This window comes from Streptomyces bambusae (genome assembly GCF_020532645.1).
Lineage (GTDB): Bacteria > Actinomycetota > Actinomycetes > Streptomycetales > Streptomycetaceae > Streptomyces > Streptomyces bambusae.
On record NZ_JAJAUZ010000012.1, the window covers coordinates 49738 to 69908 of the forward strand.

19 protein-coding genes and 1 riboswitch are annotated in these 20171 nt (G+C 74.5%); of the genes, 10 read left to right on the plus strand and 9 right to left on the minus strand.

Features of this window, described 5'->3' with window-relative positions:
* Positions 1–2: 2 nt before the first annotated feature.
* The 3 genes from LG634_RS11250 to LG634_RS11260 all read right to left on the minus strand — a co-directional run bounded on the left by LG634_RS11250 (position 3) and on the right by LG634_RS11260 (position 3932).
* Positions 3–485 carry a hypothetical protein gene (locus tag LG634_RS11250; protein ID WP_226733576.1) on the minus strand — a complete coding sequence of 161 codons (483 nt, stop codon included), beginning with the start codon at positions 483–485 and terminating at the stop codon, positions 3–5.
* A 127-nt stretch (positions 486–612) separates the two neighbouring features.
* Complete coding sequence (locus LG634_RS11255) at positions 613–2100, minus strand: cellulose binding domain-containing protein (RefSeq protein ID WP_226733577.1); 1488 nt, start codon at positions 2098–2100, stop codon at positions 613–615.
* A gap of 197 nt (positions 2101–2297) precedes the next feature.
* On the minus strand, positions 2298–3932 hold the full coding sequence (locus LG634_RS11260; RefSeq protein ID WP_226733578.1) for a delta-60 repeat domain-containing protein: 1635 nt from the start codon (positions 3930–3932) through the stop codon (positions 2298–2300).
* Positions 3933–4231: 299 nt separating this feature from the next.
* Between LG634_RS11260 and LG634_RS11265 the strand changes: the two genes are divergently transcribed.
* The 3 genes from LG634_RS11265 (at position 4232) to LG634_RS11275 (ending at position 6954) form a co-directional block, all read left to right on the plus strand.
* Complete coding sequence (locus LG634_RS11265; protein WP_226733579.1) at positions 4232–5722, plus strand: L,D-transpeptidase; 1491 nt, start codon at positions 4232–4234, stop codon at positions 5720–5722.
* Between the two features lie 100 nt (positions 5723–5822).
* The gene (locus LG634_RS11270) at positions 5823–6059 is read left to right on the plus strand and encodes a chaplin (RefSeq protein ID WP_226733580.1); all 237 of its coding nucleotides are present in this window, start codon (positions 5823–5825) and stop codon (positions 6057–6059) included.
* Between the two features lie 106 nt (positions 6060–6165).
* Positions 6166–6954, plus strand: coding sequence for a hypothetical protein (locus LG634_RS11275; protein WP_226733581.1), 789 nt, complete (start codon positions 6166–6168; stop codon positions 6952–6954).
* A 90-nt stretch (positions 6955–7044) separates the two neighbouring features.
* On the opposite strand, the gene LG634_RS11280 is transcribed toward LG634_RS11275, so the two are convergent.
* Both LG634_RS11280 and LG634_RS11285 read right to left on the minus strand, forming a co-directional pair.
* Positions 7045–7269 carry an acyl-CoA carboxylase epsilon subunit gene (locus LG634_RS11280; RefSeq protein ID WP_226733582.1) on the minus strand — a complete coding sequence of 75 codons (225 nt, stop codon included), beginning with the start codon at positions 7267–7269 and terminating at the stop codon, positions 7045–7047.
* Positions 7266–8528, minus strand: coding sequence for a cytochrome P450 (locus LG634_RS11285; protein WP_226733583.1), 1263 nt, complete (start codon positions 8526–8528; stop codon positions 7266–7268). Before LG634_RS11285 ends, LG634_RS11280 begins: the two co-directional genes overlap by 4 nt.
* A gap of 202 nt (positions 8529–8730) precedes the next feature.
* Here LG634_RS11285 and LG634_RS11290 point away from each other — a divergent pair, with 202 nt between their 5' ends.
* Genes LG634_RS11290 through LG634_RS11300 form a run of 3 tightly spaced genes read left to right on the plus strand, consistent with a single transcriptional unit; the run spans position 8731 to position 11628 of the window.
* Positions 8731–9840 carry a type III polyketide synthase gene (locus tag LG634_RS11290; RefSeq protein ID WP_226733584.1) on the plus strand — a complete coding sequence of 370 codons (1110 nt, stop codon included), beginning with the start codon at positions 8731–8733 and terminating at the stop codon, positions 9838–9840.
* Positions 9830–11095, plus strand: a complete 1266-nt coding sequence (locus LG634_RS11295; RefSeq protein ID WP_226733585.1) for a cytochrome P450 — start codon at positions 9830–9832, stop codon at positions 11093–11095. The genes LG634_RS11290 and LG634_RS11295 overlap by 11 nt, the downstream gene beginning before the upstream one ends.
* Entirely contained in the window at positions 11092–11628 is a 537-nt protein-coding gene (locus tag LG634_RS11300; protein ID WP_226733586.1) for a cupin domain-containing protein, read from the plus strand. Before LG634_RS11295 ends, LG634_RS11300 begins: the two co-directional genes overlap by 4 nt.
* A gap of 73 nt (positions 11629–11701) precedes the next feature.
* Here LG634_RS11300 and LG634_RS11305 read toward each other — a convergent pair whose 3' ends face one another.
* Positions 11702–12502, minus strand: coding sequence for a transglycosylase SLT domain-containing protein (locus LG634_RS11305; RefSeq protein ID WP_226733587.1), 801 nt, complete (start codon positions 12500–12502; stop codon positions 11702–11704).
* A gap of 2 nt (positions 12503–12504) precedes the next feature.
* Positions 12505–12665, minus strand: a riboswitch (cyclic di-AMP (ydaO/yuaA leader).
* A 380-nt stretch (positions 12666–13045) separates the two neighbouring features.
* Here LG634_RS11305 and LG634_RS11310 point away from each other — a divergent pair.
* Entirely contained in the window at positions 13046–13855 is an 810-nt protein-coding gene (locus tag LG634_RS11310) for a crotonase/enoyl-CoA hydratase family protein (protein ID WP_372482408.1), read from the plus strand.
* 73 nt (positions 13856–13928) lie between these two features.
* On the opposite strand, the gene LG634_RS11315 is transcribed toward LG634_RS11310, so the two are convergent.
* Positions 13929–14450 carry a TerD family protein gene (locus LG634_RS11315; protein ID WP_226733588.1) on the minus strand — a complete coding sequence of 174 codons (522 nt, stop codon included), beginning with the start codon at positions 14448–14450 and terminating at the stop codon, positions 13929–13931.
* 191 nt (positions 14451–14641) lie between these two features.
* Here LG634_RS11315 and LG634_RS11320 point away from each other — a divergent pair, with 191 nt between their 5' ends.
* Entirely contained in the window at positions 14642–16174 is a 1533-nt protein-coding gene (locus LG634_RS11320) for an FAD-binding oxidoreductase (protein ID WP_226733589.1), read from the plus strand.
* A gap of 92 nt (positions 16175–16266) precedes the next feature.
* Here LG634_RS11320 and LG634_RS11325 read toward each other — a convergent pair whose 3' ends face one another.
* Both LG634_RS11325 and LG634_RS11330 read right to left on the minus strand, forming a co-directional pair.
* The gene (locus LG634_RS11325; RefSeq protein ID WP_226733590.1) at positions 16267–17136 is read right to left on the minus strand and encodes an alpha/beta hydrolase; all 870 of its coding nucleotides are present in this window, start codon (positions 17134–17136) and stop codon (positions 16267–16269) included.
* Positions 17137–17331: 195 nt separating this feature from the next.
* On the minus strand, positions 17332–17802 hold the full coding sequence (locus tag LG634_RS11330) for an Lrp/AsnC family transcriptional regulator (protein WP_226733661.1): 471 nt from the start codon (positions 17800–17802) through the stop codon (positions 17332–17334).
* Between the two features lie 193 nt (positions 17803–17995).
* On the opposite strand from LG634_RS11330, the gene LG634_RS11335 reads away from it, so the two are divergent.
* Positions 17996–18952, plus strand: a complete 957-nt coding sequence (locus LG634_RS11335) for an EamA family transporter (protein WP_226733591.1) — start codon at positions 17996–17998, stop codon at positions 18950–18952.
* Complete coding sequence (locus LG634_RS11340; protein ID WP_226733592.1) at positions 18945–20129, plus strand: amino acid aminotransferase; 1185 nt, start codon at positions 18945–18947, stop codon at positions 20127–20129. The genes LG634_RS11335 and LG634_RS11340 overlap by 8 nt, the downstream gene beginning before the upstream one ends.
* Positions 20130–20171 lie beyond the last annotated feature (42 nt).

A 20171-nucleotide genomic window follows, 5' to 3' on the forward strand; every position in this document is an offset into this window, starting at 1 on the left:
CCTCAGCGGTCCGCGCCGGCCGGGATGCGGAACGTGGACGGGTCCGGGTAGGTGGCCCGCTCCGCCCTGAGGACCTGCTCGACGCCGGCGGTGAACTCCGCGTCGAAGAAGCCCGTGGCGAGCAGCAGGTGCAGCGCTTCGACGGTCTGGCCGAGCAGCGGGCGGGCCATGCGGGCGCCGCCGCCGGACACCCCGGCGTACCCGGTGCGCGCCTGCGCGAGCCTCGGGTGGGCGCGGTCGCCGAGGCCGGCGGTGGCGTAGCCGGTGACCTGGGCGAGTTCGGCGAGGAACCGGCGGGTGCCGCGGGCCATCTCCTCGGCGCCCTGGAGGGTCTGCACGGCGCCGCCGGCCACCTTGAAGTCGTCGCCGGTGCGCTGGAGGCCGCGGCCTTCGTACACGGCGAGCGCCTCGTCGAGCAGCCCGGCCGCCGTGTCGACCGCCCTCATCGCGGCCACGAGCTCTTCGATGTCCAGGTCCTGCGCCACTTCGCTGCCTCCTGATCCGGAACGTGCTGGACAGACCGTAGGAGGCGGGGCGTGCCCAAGGGAACACCTGTGCACGGAGTGATTGCGGGGCGCCCCCTCGTGACGGGGCGCCCCGCGGGCGGGTGCCTCAGCCGCGGGCGGCGAAGGCCTTGGTGAAGGCGAGCGGGGCCTGGAGTATCGAGGAGCAGGTGGCGTCGGCCTGGTTCTTGGCGCCGCCGGGGCACTGCCGGTCGCGGGCACCGGACCACATGGAGAGCCAGGCGAGGCCCTTGCTGCGGGCGAAGGCCGTCAGCTGTCCTGCGTCCTCGACGGTGAACACCTCGGTCGTGACGTCGTTGACGCCGATCATCGGGGTGACCGCCACGGTCTTCCAGGCGGCCGTGTCGGACAGCCCGAGCACGCTCTTGACCTGGGCCTGGGTCGCGGTCGCGGCCTGGATGGCGTACCCGCCCATGTCCCCGCTGTACGCGGGGCCGTAGTCCATCGCCATGATGTTGACGGCGGAGATCCTCACTCCGTTGCGCCGGGCGTCGGCGAGCAGGTCGATGCCGGGCTGGGTGAGACCCTCGGGCATCACGGGGAGGGTGAAGGAGACGTCGAGGCCCGGGTGCTTCTTCTGCAGGAGGGCGATGGCCTGCGCCCGGCGGGTGTTGGCGGCGGTGTCGGGCAGCGCCGCGCCCTCGATGTCGAAGTCGGCCTTGGTGAGCCCGTAGGTCTCGACGACCTTGCCGTACGCGGCGGCCAGCTCGGCGGCGGAGGTGCAGGCCAGGCCGAGTTCGGAGCCGGCGGCGCCGCCGAAGGAGACCCGGACGTCGCCGCCCTTGGCGCGCAGCGCCCCGATCTGCGAGGCGACCCGGTCCGAGGCGAGGTCGGTGACGCCGCCCCAGCGCGGGGTGCAGCCGCCGCCGGAGGTGACGAAGGCGAGGTTGAACTCCTTGACGCCGGTCTGCGCGGCGGTGCCGAGCAGGTCGAACGCCGGGTGGAGCGAGGTGTCGACGTACGGGGCGAAGCCGGCGGACTTCCCGCCGCCGGAGGGCCGGGTCGGGGTGGCGGTGGGCTTCGCGGTGGGCTCGGTGGTCGGCCTGACGGTCGGCTTCGCGGTCGGCTTGACGGTCGGCTGGACCGTGGCGGTCGGCTTCGTGGTGGGGCGGCCGCCGGGTTCGGGGGTGCTGCCGGATCCGGCGGAGCACTTCACCTTGTTGATGCGGCAGCCGGTCGGGCTGCCGGGCGCGCGCTCGGCGGAGGTGACGAAGCCGACGGTCACGGAGGCGCCGGGGGCGATGCCCTGCCGGTCCCACTGCGCCGGGCGGACGGTGACGTGGCTCCCCTTGACGGTCTTCTCGCCGTTCCAGAGCGAGGCGAGCGCGGTGCCGGCCGGGAGGTCGAACTCCAGCGTCCAGTCGGTGAGCGGCTCGTCGCCGCGGTTGGTGATGACGTACTGGCCGGTGTAGCCGGTGCCCCAGCTGCTCGCCCGGGTGAAGGCGGCGCCGACGGAGGCGGCCTGCGCGGTCCCGGTGAGCGCGACGGCAACGCCGCCGACGGCCGCGGCGACCGCCACGGCCCCCACCGCCTTCGCGGTGCCGCTCGCCCTGCGACGGTGTGAATTGCTGCCCATGACGTGCCTGCCTCTGCGGTACGGGGGTGGAGGACCGGACAGCACGCTAGCGACCACAATTCGGACATCAGCCCGAACCGGTGCCCCGGCCACGGTTCTTGAGCTCGGCTTAAGGCACCCATCGGAGCGCTTTAACCAGGCCTGTCACGCCTACCCCGGGCTCCGCCCCGCATCGCTTGCCACACGGCCCCGCTCCGTCAGCCCGTTCGCCCCATCCGTTCACGCAGCCAGCCGGGCAGGGCGTACCGGCACCAGCCTTCGATCCCGGGGACGGGGCTCCCGCTCACCGCCCCGCCGGGCGCGTACGCCGCCACCGGGACGACGGCCGGAACGCCGGTGGACGGGCTCTCCGCCGGCGCGCCCGACGAGGCGTCCTGCGCGGGAGCCGCGGGGGCCGGCCCCCCGGGGGCGGCCGACGAGGCGTCCCGCGCAGGGGCGGCAGCGGCCGGACCCCGCCGCTGCGGAGCCCCGCGCGCCGGAGCGGCACGGGGCGGCCCCCACGCGCGGGCCCCCGGCACCTGGGCGCCGGGCAGTGCCGCACGTGCCGGCGCGAGGCTCCGCCCCGCCCCCGCCACGGGCACGAAGTGCCGTGACAGGGCCCGGTCGTTGCCGCTGAGGCCGGCGGCGTAGGCGGTTCCGTCGGGGAGGAGGGTCACCGCGCGGGCCTCCGCGTAGGGGCCGTGGGGCAGAGGGGGGGTGTGTCGGCCGCTGGGGCGGCCGTCGGGGCGGTGGCGGGTGACGGTGAAGCCGGCGGGGGTGCGGCCGGCGGTGAGGATCCGGCCGGCGGGACCGACCGCCACGTCGTACGCGCGGGAGAAGGACGGCGGTCCGGACCCGGCGGGGGCGGGCCGGGCGGCCGGCCCGAAGGACGGGTCGGGGCGGCCGTCCGGGCCGAAGCGCAGGAGCGCTTCCGCGGGGCCGGCGTACCCGGCGGCGATCAGCCGGCCGTCGGGGTGCAGGGCCACGCCTCGGATGCCGTCCTCGGCGGGGGTGCCGGTGGTGACGCGGCCGCCGGTCCCGAAGGCGGGGTCGAGCCGGCCGTCGGCACGGTAGCGGGCCAGCGCGAAGTCGGCGGCGAACTCCGGTGCGGCGAAACCCGACTGGCCGGCGGCGACGACCCCGCCGTCCGGCAGCAGCACCAGGTCGTACGCCGTCGCCCCGCCGCCCGGGAAGGCCGTCACCACCCGCCCGCCGTGCCCGAACCCCGGGTCCGGAGTGCCGTCGGCGCGCAGCCGGAGCAGCGCGAAGTCCGGCCCGGCGCGCCCCGCGACCACGATCCGCCCGTCCGGCCGCACCGCCACCGCATGGGCCTCCGCGGTGCCGCCCGGGAACGCGGCGAGCACCCGCCCGCCGGTACCGAACCCCGGGTCCGGCCGCCCGTCCGGCAACAGCCGGGCCACCGCGAACCGGCAGCACCCGCGGCCCGGCCCCGAGCTGCGGCCCACCACGAGGATCCGGCCGTCCCGCTGCACGGCCGCCCCGTCCGCCACGTCGTCGCCGCCGAGGTCGGCGAGGGCGGCCCCGCCCGTCCCGAACCCGCGGTCGAGGGCGCCGTCCGGCCGGTGCCGCACCACCGCGAAGTCCCCCGGCCGGCCGGCCGCCCAACGGGTCCCCACGGTGAGGATCCGCCCGTCGGCCTGCACCGCGAGGTCCTGCACGTCTTCGGTACCGGCCAGGTCGGTCAGCACCCGGCCGTCGCGCCCGAACCCCGGATCGGGCGCCGCGGGCGCCGGCGCCGCCCGCACCGCGCCCGGCGGTACGAGGGCGAAGGCGAGCAGGAGCACCGCGGCGCACCTGCGGCGGCCGGGCCGGGCCGGTCTGACTGCGGACATGAGGACCCCTCTGGCTTGCGCGGAGACTGCCCGTACCCTTCGGCCCGCGCGGCCCCGATCCGTAGGGCAATGGCCCCGACTTCCCCCTCCGGTACGGGAGTTCCACCCGGCCGGGTGAGCCGCCGCCGCTCCGGACGGGCGCCGTGTTGACCACGGGCGGGCGCGCGGGCCCGGCGGCTGCTCCGTCCGAGTCCTCTTGGGTGACCCGTTCGGCCGCAGACCCGAGTCCATGATCATCCTTTCGGCCCGGCAACCGGTCTGATGCTCTCCAGGCGGCGGCAGAAACCGGGAGGGCAGCGGTGACCAGGACGCGGGTACGACGGGCGCGGGTGTGGAGTGCGACGGCCGCGGTGACGGGGGCCTTGCTGGTCGTCGCCGCAGCCCCCGGGCGGGCGCCGGGCAGCGGCAACTCCCCCGGCGGGCAGCCCGATCGGGGCGCGAACGCCCCGGTGGCCGTGCTGGTCGGCCGGGTGCTCGCCACGGACGGCGGCCGGGCGGGGAGTCCGGCCGCCGCCCCGTGCGCCGTCGGTGCGTTCCGGTCCGGGGTGTGTCCCGGCTGGCGCCGGCAGACGGTCCTGGCCACGGTCGGCGGGGCCGGCCGCCTGCTGCCCGAGGCGCTGCCCGCCGGTGTCCCCCGCACGCTGCTCGACCACGGCGCGCCGACCTCCGCGGCCGGACCGTTCGAGATCGCGCTGGCCCGGCGGGGCGTGCTCGGCGAGGTGACCGTACGGGACGGCCACGGGCGCCATCTGGGCGGCGAGTTGAGCGCGGACGGGCAGCGCTGGTCGGCCACCGACCCGCTGCGTGCGGGCGAGACGTACACGGTGCACGTCGGTGCCGAGAACGGGGCGGGCACGCCGGTCGGGGCGACGATGGCGTTCGCGACCGCCCCGGCGGCCGACGACGACCGGCTGACGGTGTCCTTCGGCCCGCGCTCCGGCACGTACGGCGCCGGGCAGGTCCTGACGGCCGACCTCAGCCATCCGGTGCCCGCCGCCGACCGGGACGGGCGGTCCCGGGTGGAGCGGGCGCTGCGGGTGACCTCGGAGCCACGGGTGGAGGGCTCCTGGCACTGGGTGGACGCGCAGACCCTGCACTACCGGCCGCGTGCGTACTGGCCCGCGCACACGGTGATCCTGGTGCGCAGCGGCCTGGACGGGGTGGAGTTCGGCAACGGCCGGCACGGCGGGCCGTCCGAGCCGCTGCGGCTGGTGATCGGGGACCGGGTGGAGGCGGTCACCGATTCGGCCGCCCACCGGATGACCGTGCGGCGCAACGGCCGGCTGCTGCGGACCCTGCCGGTGACGACCGGGAAGGCCGGGTTCCGCACCCGCAGCGGCATCAAGGTGGTGCTGCGCAAGGAGCCGAAGGTGCGGATGCGCGGGGATTCCGTGGGCATCAAGCGGGGCACCCGGGAGTTCTACGACCTGAAGGTGTACTGGGCCACCCGGGTGACGTGGAGCGGCGAGTACATCCACGCCGCCCCGTGGTCGGTGGACGCGCAGGGCGAGGAGAACGTCAGCCACGGGTGCACGGGCATGAGCACGGCGGACGCGGCGTGGTTCTTCCGTACGGTCCGCGAGGGCGACGTCGTCGAGGTGGTCAACAGCGGCGGGGCACCGATGACTCCGTTCGGGAACGGATTCGGGGACTGGAACCTCGACTGGCGGTCCTGGCTGGCCGGCAGCGCGCTCGTCGGGCCTCCGCAGTTGCAGACGGACACGCAGGTCAGCGCGGGTCCGGCGGCTCCGGTGCAGCCGTCGGCGGTGCGCCTGCAGCCCAGGACGTGAGCGTGAGCCCCGCCCTCGGCCGGGTCAATGCCGGGCCCCGGCCGGTGCCCGCGGTTTCATCGTCGCTGTCCGAAAAGCCCCCTTCATCCGGGAGTGGAAAATGCGCATCCGTACCACCATCGCCGCCCTGTGCCTGGCCGCCGCGGGAGTCGTCGGCGCGACCGGTTCCGCCGTCGCCGACGCGCACGCCGAGGGCATCGCGGTGGGCTCCCCCGGCGTGCTGTCGGGCAACGTCGTGCAGATCCCCATCCACATTCCGATCAATCTGTGCGGCAACTCGGTGAATGTGATCGGCGCGCTGAATCCGGCGGCCGGGAACGTGTGCATCAACAAGTGACGGCCTGCGGCCCCGCGGTGGCGACACCGCGGGGCCGCTCCGGTGCACCTGCACCCGGGCGGGCGCACTGCCCGCGACCCGCCCTCCAACCTCTCGGGAGTCCCCCATGCGACCTGCGTCCGCTCGCGCGGCAATCCACGTACTGACCACAACGATCGTCGCGGCGGGACTGCTCACCGCCGCGCCCGCGCACGCCTCGGACCTGCCGGTCTTCTCGTGCCGCGTCAACGGCGCCGACGCACCGCCCTCGCGCATGGTGCAGGGCACCTCCGGCCCCGACCGGATCGAATGCGAGAACGACGTGCGGAACGTCGTGATCTGGGGCGCCGGCGGCAACGACTACATCCGCGTCAAGGGGATGGTCGTCAACGCGCAGGTGCTCGGCGGCGACGGCGACGACAGCATCCAGGTGAACAACCTCGTGCCCGCCACCGGCGACTCCATGGTGCGCGGCGACGACGGCAACGACACGATCATCACCGCCCTCGTGTACGGCAGTGCCGAGCACGGCGCCGAGGTCCGCGGCGACATGGGCGACGACACGATCACCACGGGCAGCGTCATGGGCCAGCCGGGTGAATTCCAGCGCGGTGGCGGCCAGGTCTTCGGCAACGACGGCCAGGACCGGATCACCACCGGCACGGTCGACCTCGGCGGCCGGGTGCTCGGCGGCAGCGAGGACGACGTGATCGAGCCGAAGGCGGTCGGCGTGGAGTCCGCCGGCATCATCATGGGCGGCCCCGGGCGGGACAAGATCCGCGGCAGGGAAGACACCCAGCTGGTGATCGGGCCGGGCTACGGCCAGGTCGACGGCGGCCCCGCTGCCGACGAGTGCAAGGTCCGGCACTCCTCGACCGGGGAGCGGATCCGCAGCACCCTCTCCGGCTGCCCCTGACCGGCATCCGGGCCGCATGACGCCGCCGCCCGGGCGGAGCCGGTGAACGGCTCCCGCCCGGGCGGCGGTACTTCGTGTGCGAGAGGCCCGTCAGCCGAACCTCCGGTGGGCGTGGACCTGCCAGGACTGGGCCGGATGTGCCGGGCCCGGCCGGCTGCGGGTCCACGTCGGGCGGTGCAGTGGCGGCGCGGGCCGGCCACCGGACGCGTGCCGGTGCCGGTGCCGCGCCACCGCGAGCAGGGCGGCGGTGAGCGCCGCCAGTTCTATGTGGTCCGGGTCGCCCCCGGTGACCCGTATCTCGTGGCGGCCCGTCACCAGGTCACCGGCAGGGTCCGCGGCCCGCGGATCAGTGCGCCGGTCTGCCATTCGAGGCTTTCGGCGGGCACCGCGAGGGCCAGCTTCGGGTACCGGTCGAGGAGCGTTTCGAGGATGATCTCGGACTCCATCCGGGCCAGCATCGAGCCCACGCAGTGGTGCGGGCCGTTGCCGAACGACATGTGGGCGATCGGCCCGCGGTCGAAGTCGAGGGTGTCCGGGTCGGAGAACATCGCCGGGTCGCGGTTGGCCGCCAGGTAGGAGGCGTAGACCGCCTCACCCGAACGGATCAGCACCCCGCCCATTTCCACGTCCTCCGTGGCGACGCGCGGCAGGCCCACGCCGCTGCGGTGCGGGATGAACCGGAGGAGCTCGTCGACGGCCTGCGGGATCATCCCCCGGTCGGCGCGCAGCCGTGCCAGGTGCTCCGGATGGGTGAGAAGCGCGAACACCATGTTGGCGCTGTTGTTGCGGACCGCGTGGGCGCCGCTCACGAGGATCGCGGTGGCGATGGACACCGCCTCGTCCTCCGCGATCTCGCCCGCCAGGGTGGCGGCGGCGAGGACCCCGCCGAGGTCGTCCTGCGGGTCCTCCCGGCGCAGTGCCAGCAGGTCCACCATGCAGTCGCGGACGGTCTTCTGGGCGCCGGCGCTGCGGGACGGCGCGGCTCCCGGCGCCATGATCATGTCGGCCCAGGAGGTCATGTGCCGGCGCACCTCCTCGGGCACTCCGAGCAGGTCGCTGACCACGATCAGCGGGAACGGGCCGTGCAGGTGCTCGACCAGGTCGGCGGGGGCGCCCGCGCGCTCCATGCCGTCGAGCAGGTCGTCGCAGGTCTGCTGGGCGACGGGCCGCAGCCGCAGCATGCTCTTGCCGGTGAACGCGCGGGCCACGACCCGGCGCATCACGTTGAGCCGCGGCGGGTCGGCGTAGTTCATCGAGGCCTTCAGCGAGGCGATGGCGTGCGGGGACGAGCTGGTGACCATGCGGCCGACCAGTTCGCCGCGGCTGAACCGGGGGTCGGTCGTGACCTGCTTGACGTGCTCGTACCGCGTCATCAGCCAGGCGGCGTCCTGGCCGTACGGGAGCTTGATGCGGGCGGCGCCGGTCTCGCGCAGCCGGTCGTGCAGGAACGGGTCGAAGTCCAGGGCCTCGAAGTCGTCCAGGCTCCAGAAGTGGACGCCGCCGTCCGCTGCGGGGCAGCCGCCGGGCGGTGCCGCGGGCTGCTGCCGGACCGCCGTGTCGGGATCTGACGTCATGGTGGTTCTCCCGTGTGTCGTCACGCACCGTGGTGCGCCACCGCAGGGCGCGGTGGAGGAATCCCTCCCCGATTTCCAGTCGACCGGCCCGGAGCGGCCCACGGATCACCGGATTGGCCCAGGTCCCGGCGGAACTCCTCGACGCGCGCAAACTGCCGCCGTCCGTGAGGCTTTTGCAGAACGCGAAAGGAGACCCCACGCGATGGCTACTCTGTGCAGACCAACGGTGTCCGTGCCCGAGCATGTGATCACCATGGAGCAGACGCTTGATCTCGCCCGCTCCGTTCACGCGGACCACCCGCAGCTCGACCTCGCGCTGCGGCTCATCCGGAACACCGGAGTCGAGAAGCGGCACATCGTGCAGCCCATCGAGGAGACCCTCAGACACCCCGGCTTCGAGTACCGCAACGCGATCTACGAGGCCGAGGCGAAGCGGCGGGTGCCGCCGGTCGTGTCGGAGGCGCTGGAGAACGCCGGCCTGCGGGCGTCCGACATCGACGCGATCGTCTACGTGTCGTGCACGGGCTTCATGATGCCGTCGCTGACGGCGTGGCTGATCAACCGCATGGGGTTCCGGACCGACTGCCGTCAGGTGCCCATCGCGCAGCTGGGCTGCGCCGCGGGCGGTGCGGCGATCAACCGGGCGCACGACTTCTGCACGGCCTACCCGGGGGCCAACGCCCTCGTCGTGGCCTGCGAGTTCTGCTCCCTGTGCTACCAGCCGGGCGACCTGGAGGTCGGCAACCTGCTGTCGAACGGGCTGTTCGGCGACGGGGTGGCGGCGGCCGTGGTGCGCGGCACCGGCGGCACCGGCATCGACCTCCAGCGCAACGGCTCGTACCTGGTGCCCAACACCGAGGACTGGATCGCGTACGACGTCCGTTCCACGGGGTTCCACTTCAAGCTGGACCGGAGGGTGCCGGGCACCATGGAGCCGCTGGCTCCGGCGCTGCAGGAACTCGCCCACCAGCACGGGTGGGACGCCGCCGACCTGGACTTCTACATCGTCCACGCGGGCGGTCCGCGGATCCTCGACGACCTGAGCAAGTTCCTCGGAGTGCCGGCGGAGGCGTTCCGCTTCAGTCGGGCCACGCTCACCGAGTACGGCAACATCGCGAGTGCGGTGGTGCTGGACGCGCTGCGCCGGCTGTTCGAGGCGGGCGGTGCGGCGGACACGGCGCGCGGTCTGCTGGCCGGTTTCGGGCCGGGCATCACGGCGGAGATCTCGCTGGGCTGCTGGACCTCCGAGGAGGACCAGGAGCTGGCGGAGCTCACCGAGGCGATGGACCGGGAGTCGCTGCATGTCGACTGAGACGGCGGGCGCCGGCACCGGTACGGGCACCTGTGGTGCCGGTACCGGCGCCGCCGGCGCCCCGGCACCGCCCCCGGTTCGGGACTGGCCGGCCCAGGACCTCACCGGGGTGGACTTCGACCCGGTGCTGGCCCGGCTGATGCGAGAGGGCCCGGTGACCCGGATCCGGCTGCCGAACGGCAACGGCTGGGCGTGGCTCGTGTCCCGGTACGAGGACGTGCGGATGGTGACGAACGACCGGCGGTTCAGCCGGAAGGCCGTCGTGTCGCACAACGTCACCCGGTTGGCCCCGCACTTCATCCCGGTGGACGGGGCGGTCGGGTTCGAGGACCCGCCGGACCACACCCGGCTGCGCCGGGCCGTCGCACCCGCGTTCACCACGCGGGGTGTGGAGCGGCTGCGGGAGCGGGCGAAGGAAATGCTCGACGAGCTGGTGGACGGGATGCTGCGGGACGGTCCGCCCGCGGACCTGACGGAGCGGATGCTGGCCCCGTTCCCGCTGGCGGTGGTGTGCGAGCTGATGGGCGTGCCGGCCGCGGACCGGCCGCAGATGCACGACTGGACGATGCTGATCCTGTCGTCGTCGGCGGGCGCGTCCCGCAGCGAGCAGGCGAAGGACGCGATGTCGGCGTACTTCGCGGAGCTGCTGGAGCGGCGCCGCGGCAGCGGCGGCGAGGACATCGTCGGGCTGCTGGCCGCGGCGGTGGCGCAGGGCGACGTGACCGCTTCGGAGGCGGTGGGGCTGGCCCTGCTGATCCAGATCGGCGGCGAGGCCGTCACCAACAACACCGGCAACATGGCGTACATCCTGCTGAGCCGGCCGGAGCTTGCGCAGCGGCTGCGGGAGCGTCCGGACTTGCGGCCGACCGCCCTCGACGAGCTGCTCCGCTACATCCCGCACCGCAGTGCGGTGGGGCTGTCGCGGATCGCGATGGAGGACGTGACCGTGGCCGGGCACCGGATCCGTGCGGGCGAGGCGGTGTACGTCTCGTACCTGGCGGCGAACCGGGATCCGGAGGTGTTCCCCGAGCCGGAGGAGATCGTGCTGGACCGGACTCCGAACCCGCACGTCGCGTTCGGGTACGGGCCGCACTACTGCCTGGGCGGCCTGCTGGCCCGGCTGGAGTCGGAGCTGATGGTCGACGCGCTGCTGGACCGGTTCCCGGGACTGCGGCTCGCGGTGCCGGAGCCGGAGCTGCGGTGGCGGCCGGGGGCGCTGATCCGCGGTCCCGAGGGATTGCCGGTGACCTGGTGACGGTCTTCGCGCACTCTCCGGACGGTCTGCTGGTGCCCGCCGGGCACGGGCGGCAGCTGGTCACGCCGGCCCACGAGATCACGTTCAAGGTGACGGGCGAGCACTCGCGGGTGGCGTCCAGTTTCGAGGTCGTGGTGCCGCCGGGTTTCGACGTGGGTGCCCATGTGCACGCGCACAGCGAGGAGTTGTTCTACGTGCTCGAAGGGGAACTGGAGGTGCTGGCCTTCGAGCCGCGGATCCGGACCAGCGACGACTGGAAGAACTGGCGGTCGGTGACCGGGCGCCGGCCGGTGCATGCCGGTCCGGGCACGGTGATCGTGGTGCCGCCGGGCTGTCCGCACGCGTTCGCCAACCGGTCGGGTGAGCCGGCGCGGATGTTCTTCCAGTCCTCGCCGCCGCCCGACCACGAGCGGTACTTCGAGGAGCTGTTCGCCATCCTGTCGGCTCCGGGACCGGTGGACGAGTCGGCGATCGCGGGGCTGCGGACCCGTTACGACATCGAGCAGCTGACCCCGTTGCGCCACCGGCACTGAATCCGCGTACACAGCGCCCCCGTCCGGTGTCCGCCGGGCGGGGGCGCCGTGGTGCCCTGCGGGCGCGGGCGGCTCAGTAGGCGCCGAAGACGTTGTCGATCGAACCGTAGCGGGCGGCCGCGTAGTTGCAGGCCGCGGTGATGTTGGCGACGGGGTCGTAGGAGTCGGTCGAGGTGCCGGGCACGTGGTAGGCGCGGAACGTCGGGTCGATCACCTGGAGCAGGCCCTTGGAGGGGATGCCGGCGGCGGCGTTGGAGTCCCAGTTGTTGATGGCGAGGGGGTTGCCGGAGGACTCGCGCATGATGTTGCGGTGGATGCCCGCGTAGGTGCCGGGGATGCCGTGGCGGGCCATCACGGCCAGCGATTCGCGGATCCAGCCGTCGAGGTTGTCCGGGTAGGCCACGGCCTTCGGGGCGGCGGCGGGGCGGGCCGAGCGGTCGGCGCGGGCCGGGGCGGCGGCGCGGCCGGCGGCGGGCTTGGCCTTGGCGGGCTTCGCCTTGGCGGGGTTGGGGGCGCCGAGGGTCAGTTTGAGGCCGGGGCGGATGAGCGCGGGGTCGGCGCCGATGACGTTCCTGTTGTCCTGGTACAGCTTCTTCCAGCCGCCGCGGACGTTCTTCGAACTGGCGATGCCGGCAAGGGAGTCGCCCGCTTTGACGGAATACGTTGCGGTGGCCGCAGCAGGGGCGGCCACGGGGACCGCCTTTGCGGTGGCGACCGAATGCGCGGCCTGCGTCGGCGCATTCAGGGTGGTGGCGTCTGCCACACCGGCTGCGGCCAGCGGGAGGACGAGGGCGGCGCCGCCCGTGCCGGCGGCGGCGAGGCCGCGGCTGAGCGGGCTGTTCTTCGGACGGCGGTGCTTACCCCGTGCGGACATGCCTGTTTCCTCTCCGACGCCTGCGAGGTGAGCTGTCGGGTTCGGGCTGGAGCTGCCCGGCCGCACGGCATGTGCGGCTTCACCCCTAGCCGTCCCGGATCCGGGACGGCGGCTTGCCTGGTTCCCCCGCTCCTGCCGTGTCGCGCGTGGGTGGGTTCGGTGTCCGGGCGGCGGCAGGATTCGGAGTTCCGCTCGGATTGACGGTGACGCTAAGGGAAGCGGGGCAACCAGAACAAGACATGAATTGCATGAGGAAATGAAATCGAATGATCCAAGGAAAGAGGATCATTCCGGACGCCCCGGACGCCCCGCCAAGTTCCGGGCGGGACAAGGGCTCCGGCCGCCCCCGCCGCCCGCACCCGGGGGCGGCACGTGACCCACCTCACGGGCCGCAGGCCGAATGCGGCATGAGTGGATATGCCCGTATGAAAAAGCCGAATTCGGACACCACTCCCCCTGTCGGTGCGCGCCCGGCTGGGCGATCCTGTGGCGGGAAGATCCACCGGGGACCGCGGGGCGGATCCGGGCGGCGAGGGGACGGACGTGGGCGTGGACGTGGACGCCGGTACGGGCGCGGGCGGCGGGAGCGCGGTGCGGATCGAGCGCGACGGTCCGGTGTTCACGGTCGTGCTGGACCGTCCGGAGGTGCGCAACGCCGTCGACGGCCCGACGGCCGCCGCGCTGGCGGCGGCCTTCCGGGCGTTCGAGGCCGACCCGGAGGCGGCGGTGGCCGTGCTGTGGGGCGCGGGCGGCACCTTCTGCGCCGGAGCCGACCTGAAGGCGGTGGGCGGCGAGCGGGGCAACCGGGTGTCCGAGGACGGCGACGGCCCCATGGGACCCACCCGAATGGACCTGAACAAACCGGTCATCGCCGCGATCTCCGGTCACGCCGTGGCGGGCGGTCTGGAGCTGGCGCTCTGGTGCGACCTGCGGGTGGCCGAGGAGGACGCCGCCCTCGGGGTGTTCTGCCGCCGCTGGGGCGTGCCGCTGATCGACGGCGGTACCGTGCGGCTGCCCCGGCTGATCGGCGAGAGCCGGGCCATGGACCTGATCCTCACCGGGCGTGCCGTCCCGGCGGCCGAGGCGTACGGAATGGGACTGGTGAACCGGCTCGTGCCGGCGGGGCGGGCCCGGGCGGCGGCCGAGGCCCTGGCACGCGAGATCGCCGCCTTCCCGCAGCTGTGCCTGCGGCACGACCGGCGGTCCGTACGGGAGCAGCACGGGCTGGACGAGGTGGCGGCACTGCGCGGCGAGCTGCGGCACGGCCTGGTGCCACTGGCGGCAGGGGAGACGCAGGCGGGCGCGGACCGGTTCGCCTCGGGGGCGGGCCGGCACGGCAGCTTCACGGACTGATCCGGTCCCGGCGGCCGGCCCCCGCCCCGCCGGCGCCCGCCCCGCGGCCCCCGCCCCGCCGGCGCCCGTCCCGTCAGCGCCCGCCCATCACCCGGGTGAACTCGTCGGGGCCGACGGCGAATCCGCGCACCTCCAGGTCGGCGGTCCAGCCGCCCGAGCCGTCGCGGGTGAAGACGGCGACGGTCGCGGCGCCGGCGTCCGCCACCGCGGCCAGGTCGTCCAGGGCCAGGTCCTCGGCGCCCTCGCGGATCCGGATCCCGGTGCCGGGTACGGCGGCGAAGGTCTTCGCGCCGTCGCCCTGGATGACCACGCCGACCACCACGCGCGCCGTCCGGTCGGCCATCCGGTCGAGTTCGACCGTCATCACCTCGTCGTAGCCGAAGCCCTGGCCGGTGCGGCTGTCCCGGTTGAGGGTGATGGTGCCGTCGGGCGACCGGCGGCCGAAGTGCACCAGGTGAACGGGATCACCGTACGGGTCGTCCGCGCCGTAGACCGCGGCGATCACATCGAGGTCGTGGGCCGGTGCACCGGACGGGCTGGGGTCCCACTTCAGTGCGATCTCCACCCTGGCCAGGCTCTTGCGGACACCGGTCATGGAACTCCCCTTCATCAGTGGCGCGTTGCCCGCCCATGCTGCCACGACCTCCCGAACTCCGGTGCGATCGCCTGTGTGTTCCCGGCCATGGCGGCCGACCGCCGCTCCCCCGTGCGCCGTTCGGGTGGGCGGCCGCGCCGTGCGGGCGGCGGTGCGGCGGGTCCGGCGGCCCGGGTGGCACAAGTGGGGTCATGACGATCGGTCGGCGCGCGGTGCTGCGCGGGGCGGCGGCTCTGGCCGCCATGGGGGCGGGGGCGGTACCTGTGGACGGGACACCCCGGCCGGCGGACCCGGACCTCGGCGCCCTGGCCGCCGACCTGGACGGCCTGCTGGTCCGGCCCGGCGACCCCGCGTACCCGGAGGCCCGCCGCCTCTACCAGCCCCGGTACGACGCGGTCGCGCCGGCCGCGGTCGCCTATCCGGCGCACGACCGGGACGTGGCCACCTGTCTCGGGTTCGCCCGCCGCACCGGTGTGCCGGTCGTCCCGCGCGGCGGCGGCCACTCGTACGCGGGCTGGTCCACCGGAACCGGGCTCGTCGTGGACGTGTCGGCGCTGGACCGGCTGGTCCCGGCCGCCGGCGGGGTGACGGTGGGCGCCGGGGTGCGGCTGGGCGACCTGCACGCCGGGGTGGCCGCCGCGGGCGCCGCCCTGCCCGCCGGGCTGTGCCCGAGCGTGGGCGTCGCGGGCCTCGCCCTGGGCGGTGGGCTCGGCGTGGCGAGCCGGGCCTACGGGACCACGAGCGACCAGCTCACCGGTGCCCGGGTGGTCACCGCCGACGGGCGGGTCCGCGAGGTGGACGGGCGGCAGGACGCGGACCTCTTCTGGGCGCTGCGCGGGGCGGGCGCGGCCGGGTTCGGCATCGTGACCGAGTTCCGGTTCCGCACCCGGCCGGCCGTGGACTGCGCCTTCGCCGAGCTGCACTGGCCCTGGCGGGACGCGGGTGCGCTGCTGCGGGGCTGGCAGCGCTGGCAGGCCGCGCTGCCCGACCCGTACTGGAGCCAGGTGGAGTGCACGGTGACGGGCGGGCCGCTGCCGGCGCCGGTGGTGCGGGTGGTGGGCCTGGACGGCGTACGGGAGCTGGAGGAGCGGCTGACCGCGCTCGTCGGCCTGGTCGGGGCGGAGCCGCGGGACCGGTGGGTGGTGGTGCGCGGCCATGCGGAGACGATGCGGGCGATGTCGGGCTGTGCGGAGCTGTCCGCCGCGCAGTGCCGGCTGCCGGGGTCGCTGCCCGGCCGCGGGCCGCAGGGCCGGCTGGGCCGGGAGGACTACGCAGCGCGTTCGGACTTCTGGCCGGCGGGAGGGCTGCCGAATCCGGCGGTGGACGCGGTGCTGGCGGCGGTGGCCCGGTACGCGGCCTCGGCGGCGCCGGGCGGGGCGGGGGTGGTGCAGTTCGACGGGGTGTGCGGGGGTGCGGTGAACCGGGTGGCGGCGGCGGACACGGCGTTCGTGCACCGCGACTCCGCCTTCCTCGCGCAGTACCTGGCGTACTGGCCGGCGGACGCGGACCGGACGGCGGCGGACCGGCAGCAGGCCTGGCTGGACCGGCTCTGGTCGGACCTGCGGCCGTGGGCGGGCGGCTCGGCGTACCAGAACTACGCCGACCCGAAGCTGCCCGGCTGGGCGGCGGCCCACTACGGCGCGAACCTGCCGCGGCTGCGCGCGGTGAAGGCCCGGTACGACCCGGACGAGCTGTTCCGCTCCCCGCAGGGGGTCCGGCCGTAGGGTCGTGCGCCTCCGCCCGCCGTGCCCGGGGATCGGCGCCCCGGGCTTCCCGTGGCCGGCGTCGCCGGCCCGGAACCCCGGGGCGCCGGACCTCAGGCGAGGCCGGCCAGCAGTTCCGCGAACTCCTGCGGCCGGCTGAAGTAGCCGACGTGCGAAGCGTCGAGGGTGCGGACGTCGAAGGGGTTGTGCGGGGTCAGCTCGTCCGCCTTGCGGATCATGTGGTCCTGGACGGCCGGCGGGATGCTCCGGTCCGCGGAGAGCCGGACGAAGGTGTGCGGAACGCGTCCCCATCCGTCGGCCCGGACCACCGCACCCGCCTCCAGCACCGCGTAGTTCTCGTCCGGGTCCAGGGAGTCCAGCAGCAGCCGGAACTGGTGGTCGGTGGCATCGGCCATGACGGCGGCCTTCAGCTCCGCGAACAGCTGCGGGTCGCCGTGGGCACTGCGCCAGTTCAGCCGGGCCACCCCCGGATCCCGCCCCGCGGGGCCGGGCACGGTGATGCGCGCGGCGAGGGCGTCGAGCAGGTTGTCGTCGGCCACGTCCCACGGCTCGGTGAGCATGGCCGGGTCGCTGAGGCAGGCTGCCGACAGGTAGACGACGCGGTGGAGCAGTTCCGGTGCGGCGTTGGCGACGGCGCTGACCGTCAGACCGCCGAAGCTGCTGCCGACCAGGACCACGGGTCCCGCCGCGGCGAGGGGGCGGACGGCGGCCAGCACGTGGCGCACGTTGTCCTGCAACGTGACGCCCTGCATCGGCGACGGGGCGGCAGCCAGTGCGGTGAGGTCCTGTGGCTGCCGGTAGTAGGCGGCGGGGACGTCGGCCAGGTCTCCGTGGCCGGGCAGGTCGACGGCATGGGAGCGGTGTCCGAGCAGGGCGAGTTCGTTCTGCAGCGGGCCCCAGGCCCGGGCGTTGCCGGAGCCGCCGTGAATGCAGACGAACGTGGGGCGCAGCGGTGCGCGCATGGTGGAGATCCTCGTCATCCGGAGGTGAACGGTGGACGTCGGACCCGGTTGCCGGCGGCGGCCGGCGCCGGGTCAGCGCGTCGACCGGGTGCGCGCGGCCTGCCAGTTGTGGATGACGGAACTCATGGGGTGATCGTACGTACCGCGGGCCGGCCCGGCGAGGGATTTCCGGCGGCGCCGGCCGCGGACCGCCCCTCAGGAACGCGGGACGCTCGGTCGCGGGTAGGTGCGGGACTGCTTGACGCTGCCGAAGGCGAAGCTGGACTCGATCGAGGCGATGCCGGGGATGGCGTGGATCCGGGTGCGGACCAGCGCCTCGTACGCCTCCAGGCTCTCGATGACGATCCGCATCAGGTAGTCGCTGCTGCCGGCCATCAGGTAGCAGTCCTGGATGTGCTCGATGAGGCCGACGTGCTCCTCGAAGAGCCGGACTGCTTCACCCGTGTGCCGTTCCAGGCGGACCCGGACGAACACGGTGATCGGCAGGCCGAAGGCGGACTGGTCGACCATCGCGGTGTAGCCGCGGATCAGGCCGGCCTCCTCCAGCCGGCGGACCCGCCGCAGGCAGGGGGACGGGGAGAGCTGGACGCGGTCGGCGAGGTCCTGGTTGGAGAGCCGGCCGTCGGTCTGGAGCTCCCGGATGATGTGCAGGTCGACCGCGTCCATGGCCTTCACGTGCCGGCTCCCGTCCCGTTTCTGTCCCGTTTTCCGCCGAAGCGTGCCGAGTCTTTTCTGATTATTGGCAGATTCTGCCCCAACAGTAGGCCTGAGGGGCAGAACTAGCAATCGGCTGCCCCCGGAGAAGACCTAGCGTTGCGGGGTGGGCAGAGTGCCCGGTACGCATTCGGGAGGACGCCCGTTGGCCACGATCGACACCCGGGACACGCGGAGCACCCCGGTCCGGGGTGCGGACCGCGGCAGGTCCCCGCAGGCGGTGGGCATGGCGGCGCTGCTGCTGACGGTCACCATCTGGGCGGCCTTCGCGCTCAGCGCCCGCGCGCTGAGCTCCTCGACCCTGCTGCCGGCCGACGCGGCGCTGCTCCGCTACGGGCTGCCGCTGCTGGTGCTGGCGCCCGCGCTGTGGCGCCGCCGCCGGGCGATCGCCGCGGTCCGGCCCGCCGCCGCCCTCAAGGTGGCCTGTGGCGCCGGCGTCCCCTTCTTCCTGGCCGCCATGCAGGGCGGCTCCCTCACCTCGGCCGCATTCGTCGGCTCGCTGGTGCCGGGCATGGTGCCGCTGTTCGTCGCCGGCCTGATGGCCGCGAACGGGCGCGGGCTGCCCCGGGGCGGCCAGGTCGCCGGCCTCGCCCTGATCGCGGCCGGCGTGCTCGCCCTGGTCTGGCGGTACGTCGTCCCCGTCGACGGGGACGTGCTGGCGGGCGCCGGACTGCTGCTGGTCGCGAGCGGCCTGTGGGCCCTGTACACCGTGGGCCTCAAGGAGGTCGAGCTGGACCCGGTGGGCTCCATCGGCCTGCTGTGCCTGCCCTCGTTCGCGGTCATCGCCCTGCTCGCCCTCACCGGGGTGCTGCCGACCGGCATGGCCCACGCGGCCGGCAGCGACATCCTGCTGTTCCTGGTGGTGCAGGGCTTCGGCGTCGGGCTGTGCGCCGGACTGCTGTACGCCTTCGCCATCCGCCGGGTCGGCGCCGAGCGCAGCTCGGTGGTCGGCAGCCTCAGCCCGGTCCTGGTGGTCCTGCTGGCCGTCCCGCTGCTCGGCGAGTCGCCCACCACCGCCGTCCTCGTCGGCGTTCCCCTCATCACCGCCGGCGTCGCGCTCGCCAACCGACGCCCTCGAACCAAGGTTTCCGCCGATGCTTGAGCTGCTCCCGCCCCCGCCCGTCGACCCGCTGTGGGACCTGGCCGCCGAGTTCGGTGCCGACCCGCGGCCCGAGCGCCTCAACCTGGTGCTCGGCGTGTACCGCGACCACACCGGCGTCACTCCCGTGATGGGCGCGGTCCGCGAGGCGGAGGCCCGGCTCGCCGCCCGGGCCGAGTCCAAGGAGTACCGCGGGCTGTCCGGCAACGCCGCCTTCAACCGGGCCATGCTGGCGACCGTGCTCGGCTCCCCCGAGCTGACCGCCCGGGCGACGGCCGTGCAGACCGTCGCGGGCACCGGCGCGCTGCGGCTGCTGGCGGACCTGATCTGCCGCACCCGGCCCGGCACGACCGTGTGGATCAGCGACCCGGCGTACGTCAACCACCGGCCGATCATGGAGGCCGCGGGGCTGGCGGTGCGCCCGTACCGCTGGGTGGACGCGGCCGGCGGCTTCGACCGCGAGGGCATGCTCGGCGACCTGGCGCAGGCGCAGCGCGACGATGTCGTGCTGCTCCAGGGCTGCTGCCACAACCCGTCCGGGGTCGATCCGTCGGCGGACGCCTGGGCGGACCTGGCCGCGCTGGCCGGGCACAACGGCTGGGTGCCGCTGGTGGACCTGGCGTACCACGGGCTCGGCGACGGCATGGAGGCCGACCTGGCGCCGGCCCGGATGCTGGCCGCGCGGGTGCCGGAGATGCTGGTCGCGATCAGCTGCTCGAAGAACTTCGGCCTGTACAGCGACCGGACGGGCTGTGCGATCGTGCTCGGGCCGTCGGCGCGGTCGCTGCGGCACGTGGAGACGGCGCTGCAGAACGCGGCGCGGACGCTCTACTCGATGCCGCCGGAGCACGGTGCGGCCGTGGTCACCACGATCCTGGAGGACCCGGGGCTGCGGACCGCGTGGCGGGCCGAGCTGGAGGTGATGCGCGGCCGGATCACCGCCAACCGCACCGATCTGACGGCGCACCTGGCCAACCTGGGCCACGAGGGAACGGCGCGGGTGCTGGAAGGGCAGAAGGGCATGTTCTCGATGCTGCCGCTCGACGCCGGGCAGATGGCGGACCTTCGGACCCGCTTCGCCGTGTACGGCACCACCTCCGGCCGGATCAACATCGCCGGCATACCCGCCCATCGGATCCCGTACCTGGCCCGGTCGGTGGCGGCGGTGCTGGGCGGCTGACCGCTTCCGAGGCGTGCCGGCGGGGCTCGCGGGTACGGGCCC

What these genes read in the sequence shown, in the direction of transcription:
- LG634_RS11255 (WP_226733577.1), bottom strand. Translation starts at nt 2,100, where the DNA reads ATGGGCAGCAATTCACACCGTCGCAGGGCGAGCGGCACCGCGAAGGCG.
- LG634_RS11260 (WP_226733578.1), bottom strand. Translation starts at nt 3,932, where the DNA reads ATGTCCGCAGTCAGACCGGCCCGGCCCGGCCGCCGCAGGTGCGCCGCG.
- LG634_RS11270 (WP_226733580.1), top strand. Translation starts at nt 5,823, where the DNA reads ATGCGCATCCGTACCACCATCGCCGCCCTGTGCCTGGCCGCCGCGGGA.
- LG634_RS11275 (WP_226733581.1), top strand. Translation starts at nt 6,166, where the DNA reads ATGCGACCTGCGTCCGCTCGCGCGGCAATCCACGTACTGACCACAACG.
- LG634_RS11285 (WP_226733583.1), bottom strand. Translation starts at nt 8,528, where the DNA reads ATGACGTCAGATCCCGACACGGCGGTCCGGCAGCAGCCCGCGGCACCG.
- LG634_RS11290 (WP_226733584.1), top strand. Translation starts at nt 8,731, where the DNA reads ATGGCTACTCTGTGCAGACCAACGGTGTCCGTGCCCGAGCATGTGATC.
- LG634_RS11295 (WP_226733585.1), top strand. Translation starts at nt 9,830, where the DNA reads ATGTCGACTGAGACGGCGGGCGCCGGCACCGGTACGGGCACCTGTGGT.
- LG634_RS11305 (WP_226733587.1), bottom strand. Translation starts at nt 12,502, where the DNA reads ATGTCCGCACGGGGTAAGCACCGCCGTCCGAAGAACAGCCCGCTCAGC.
- LG634_RS11315 (WP_226733588.1), bottom strand. Translation starts at nt 14,450, where the DNA reads ATGACCGGTGTCCGCAAGAGCCTGGCCAGGGTGGAGATCGCACTGAAG.
- LG634_RS11320 (WP_226733589.1), top strand. Translation starts at nt 14,642, where the DNA reads ATGACGATCGGTCGGCGCGCGGTGCTGCGCGGGGCGGCGGCTCTGGCC.
- LG634_RS11325 (WP_226733590.1), bottom strand. Translation starts at nt 17,136, where the DNA reads ATGCGCGCACCGCTGCGCCCCACGTTCGTCTGCATTCACGGCGGCTCC.
- LG634_RS11330 (WP_226733661.1), bottom strand. Translation starts at nt 17,802, where the DNA reads ATGGACGCGGTCGACCTGCACATCATCCGGGAGCTCCAGACCGACGGC.
- LG634_RS11340 (WP_226733592.1), top strand. Translation starts at nt 18,945, where the DNA reads ATGCTTGAGCTGCTCCCGCCCCCGCCCGTCGACCCGCTGTGGGACCTG.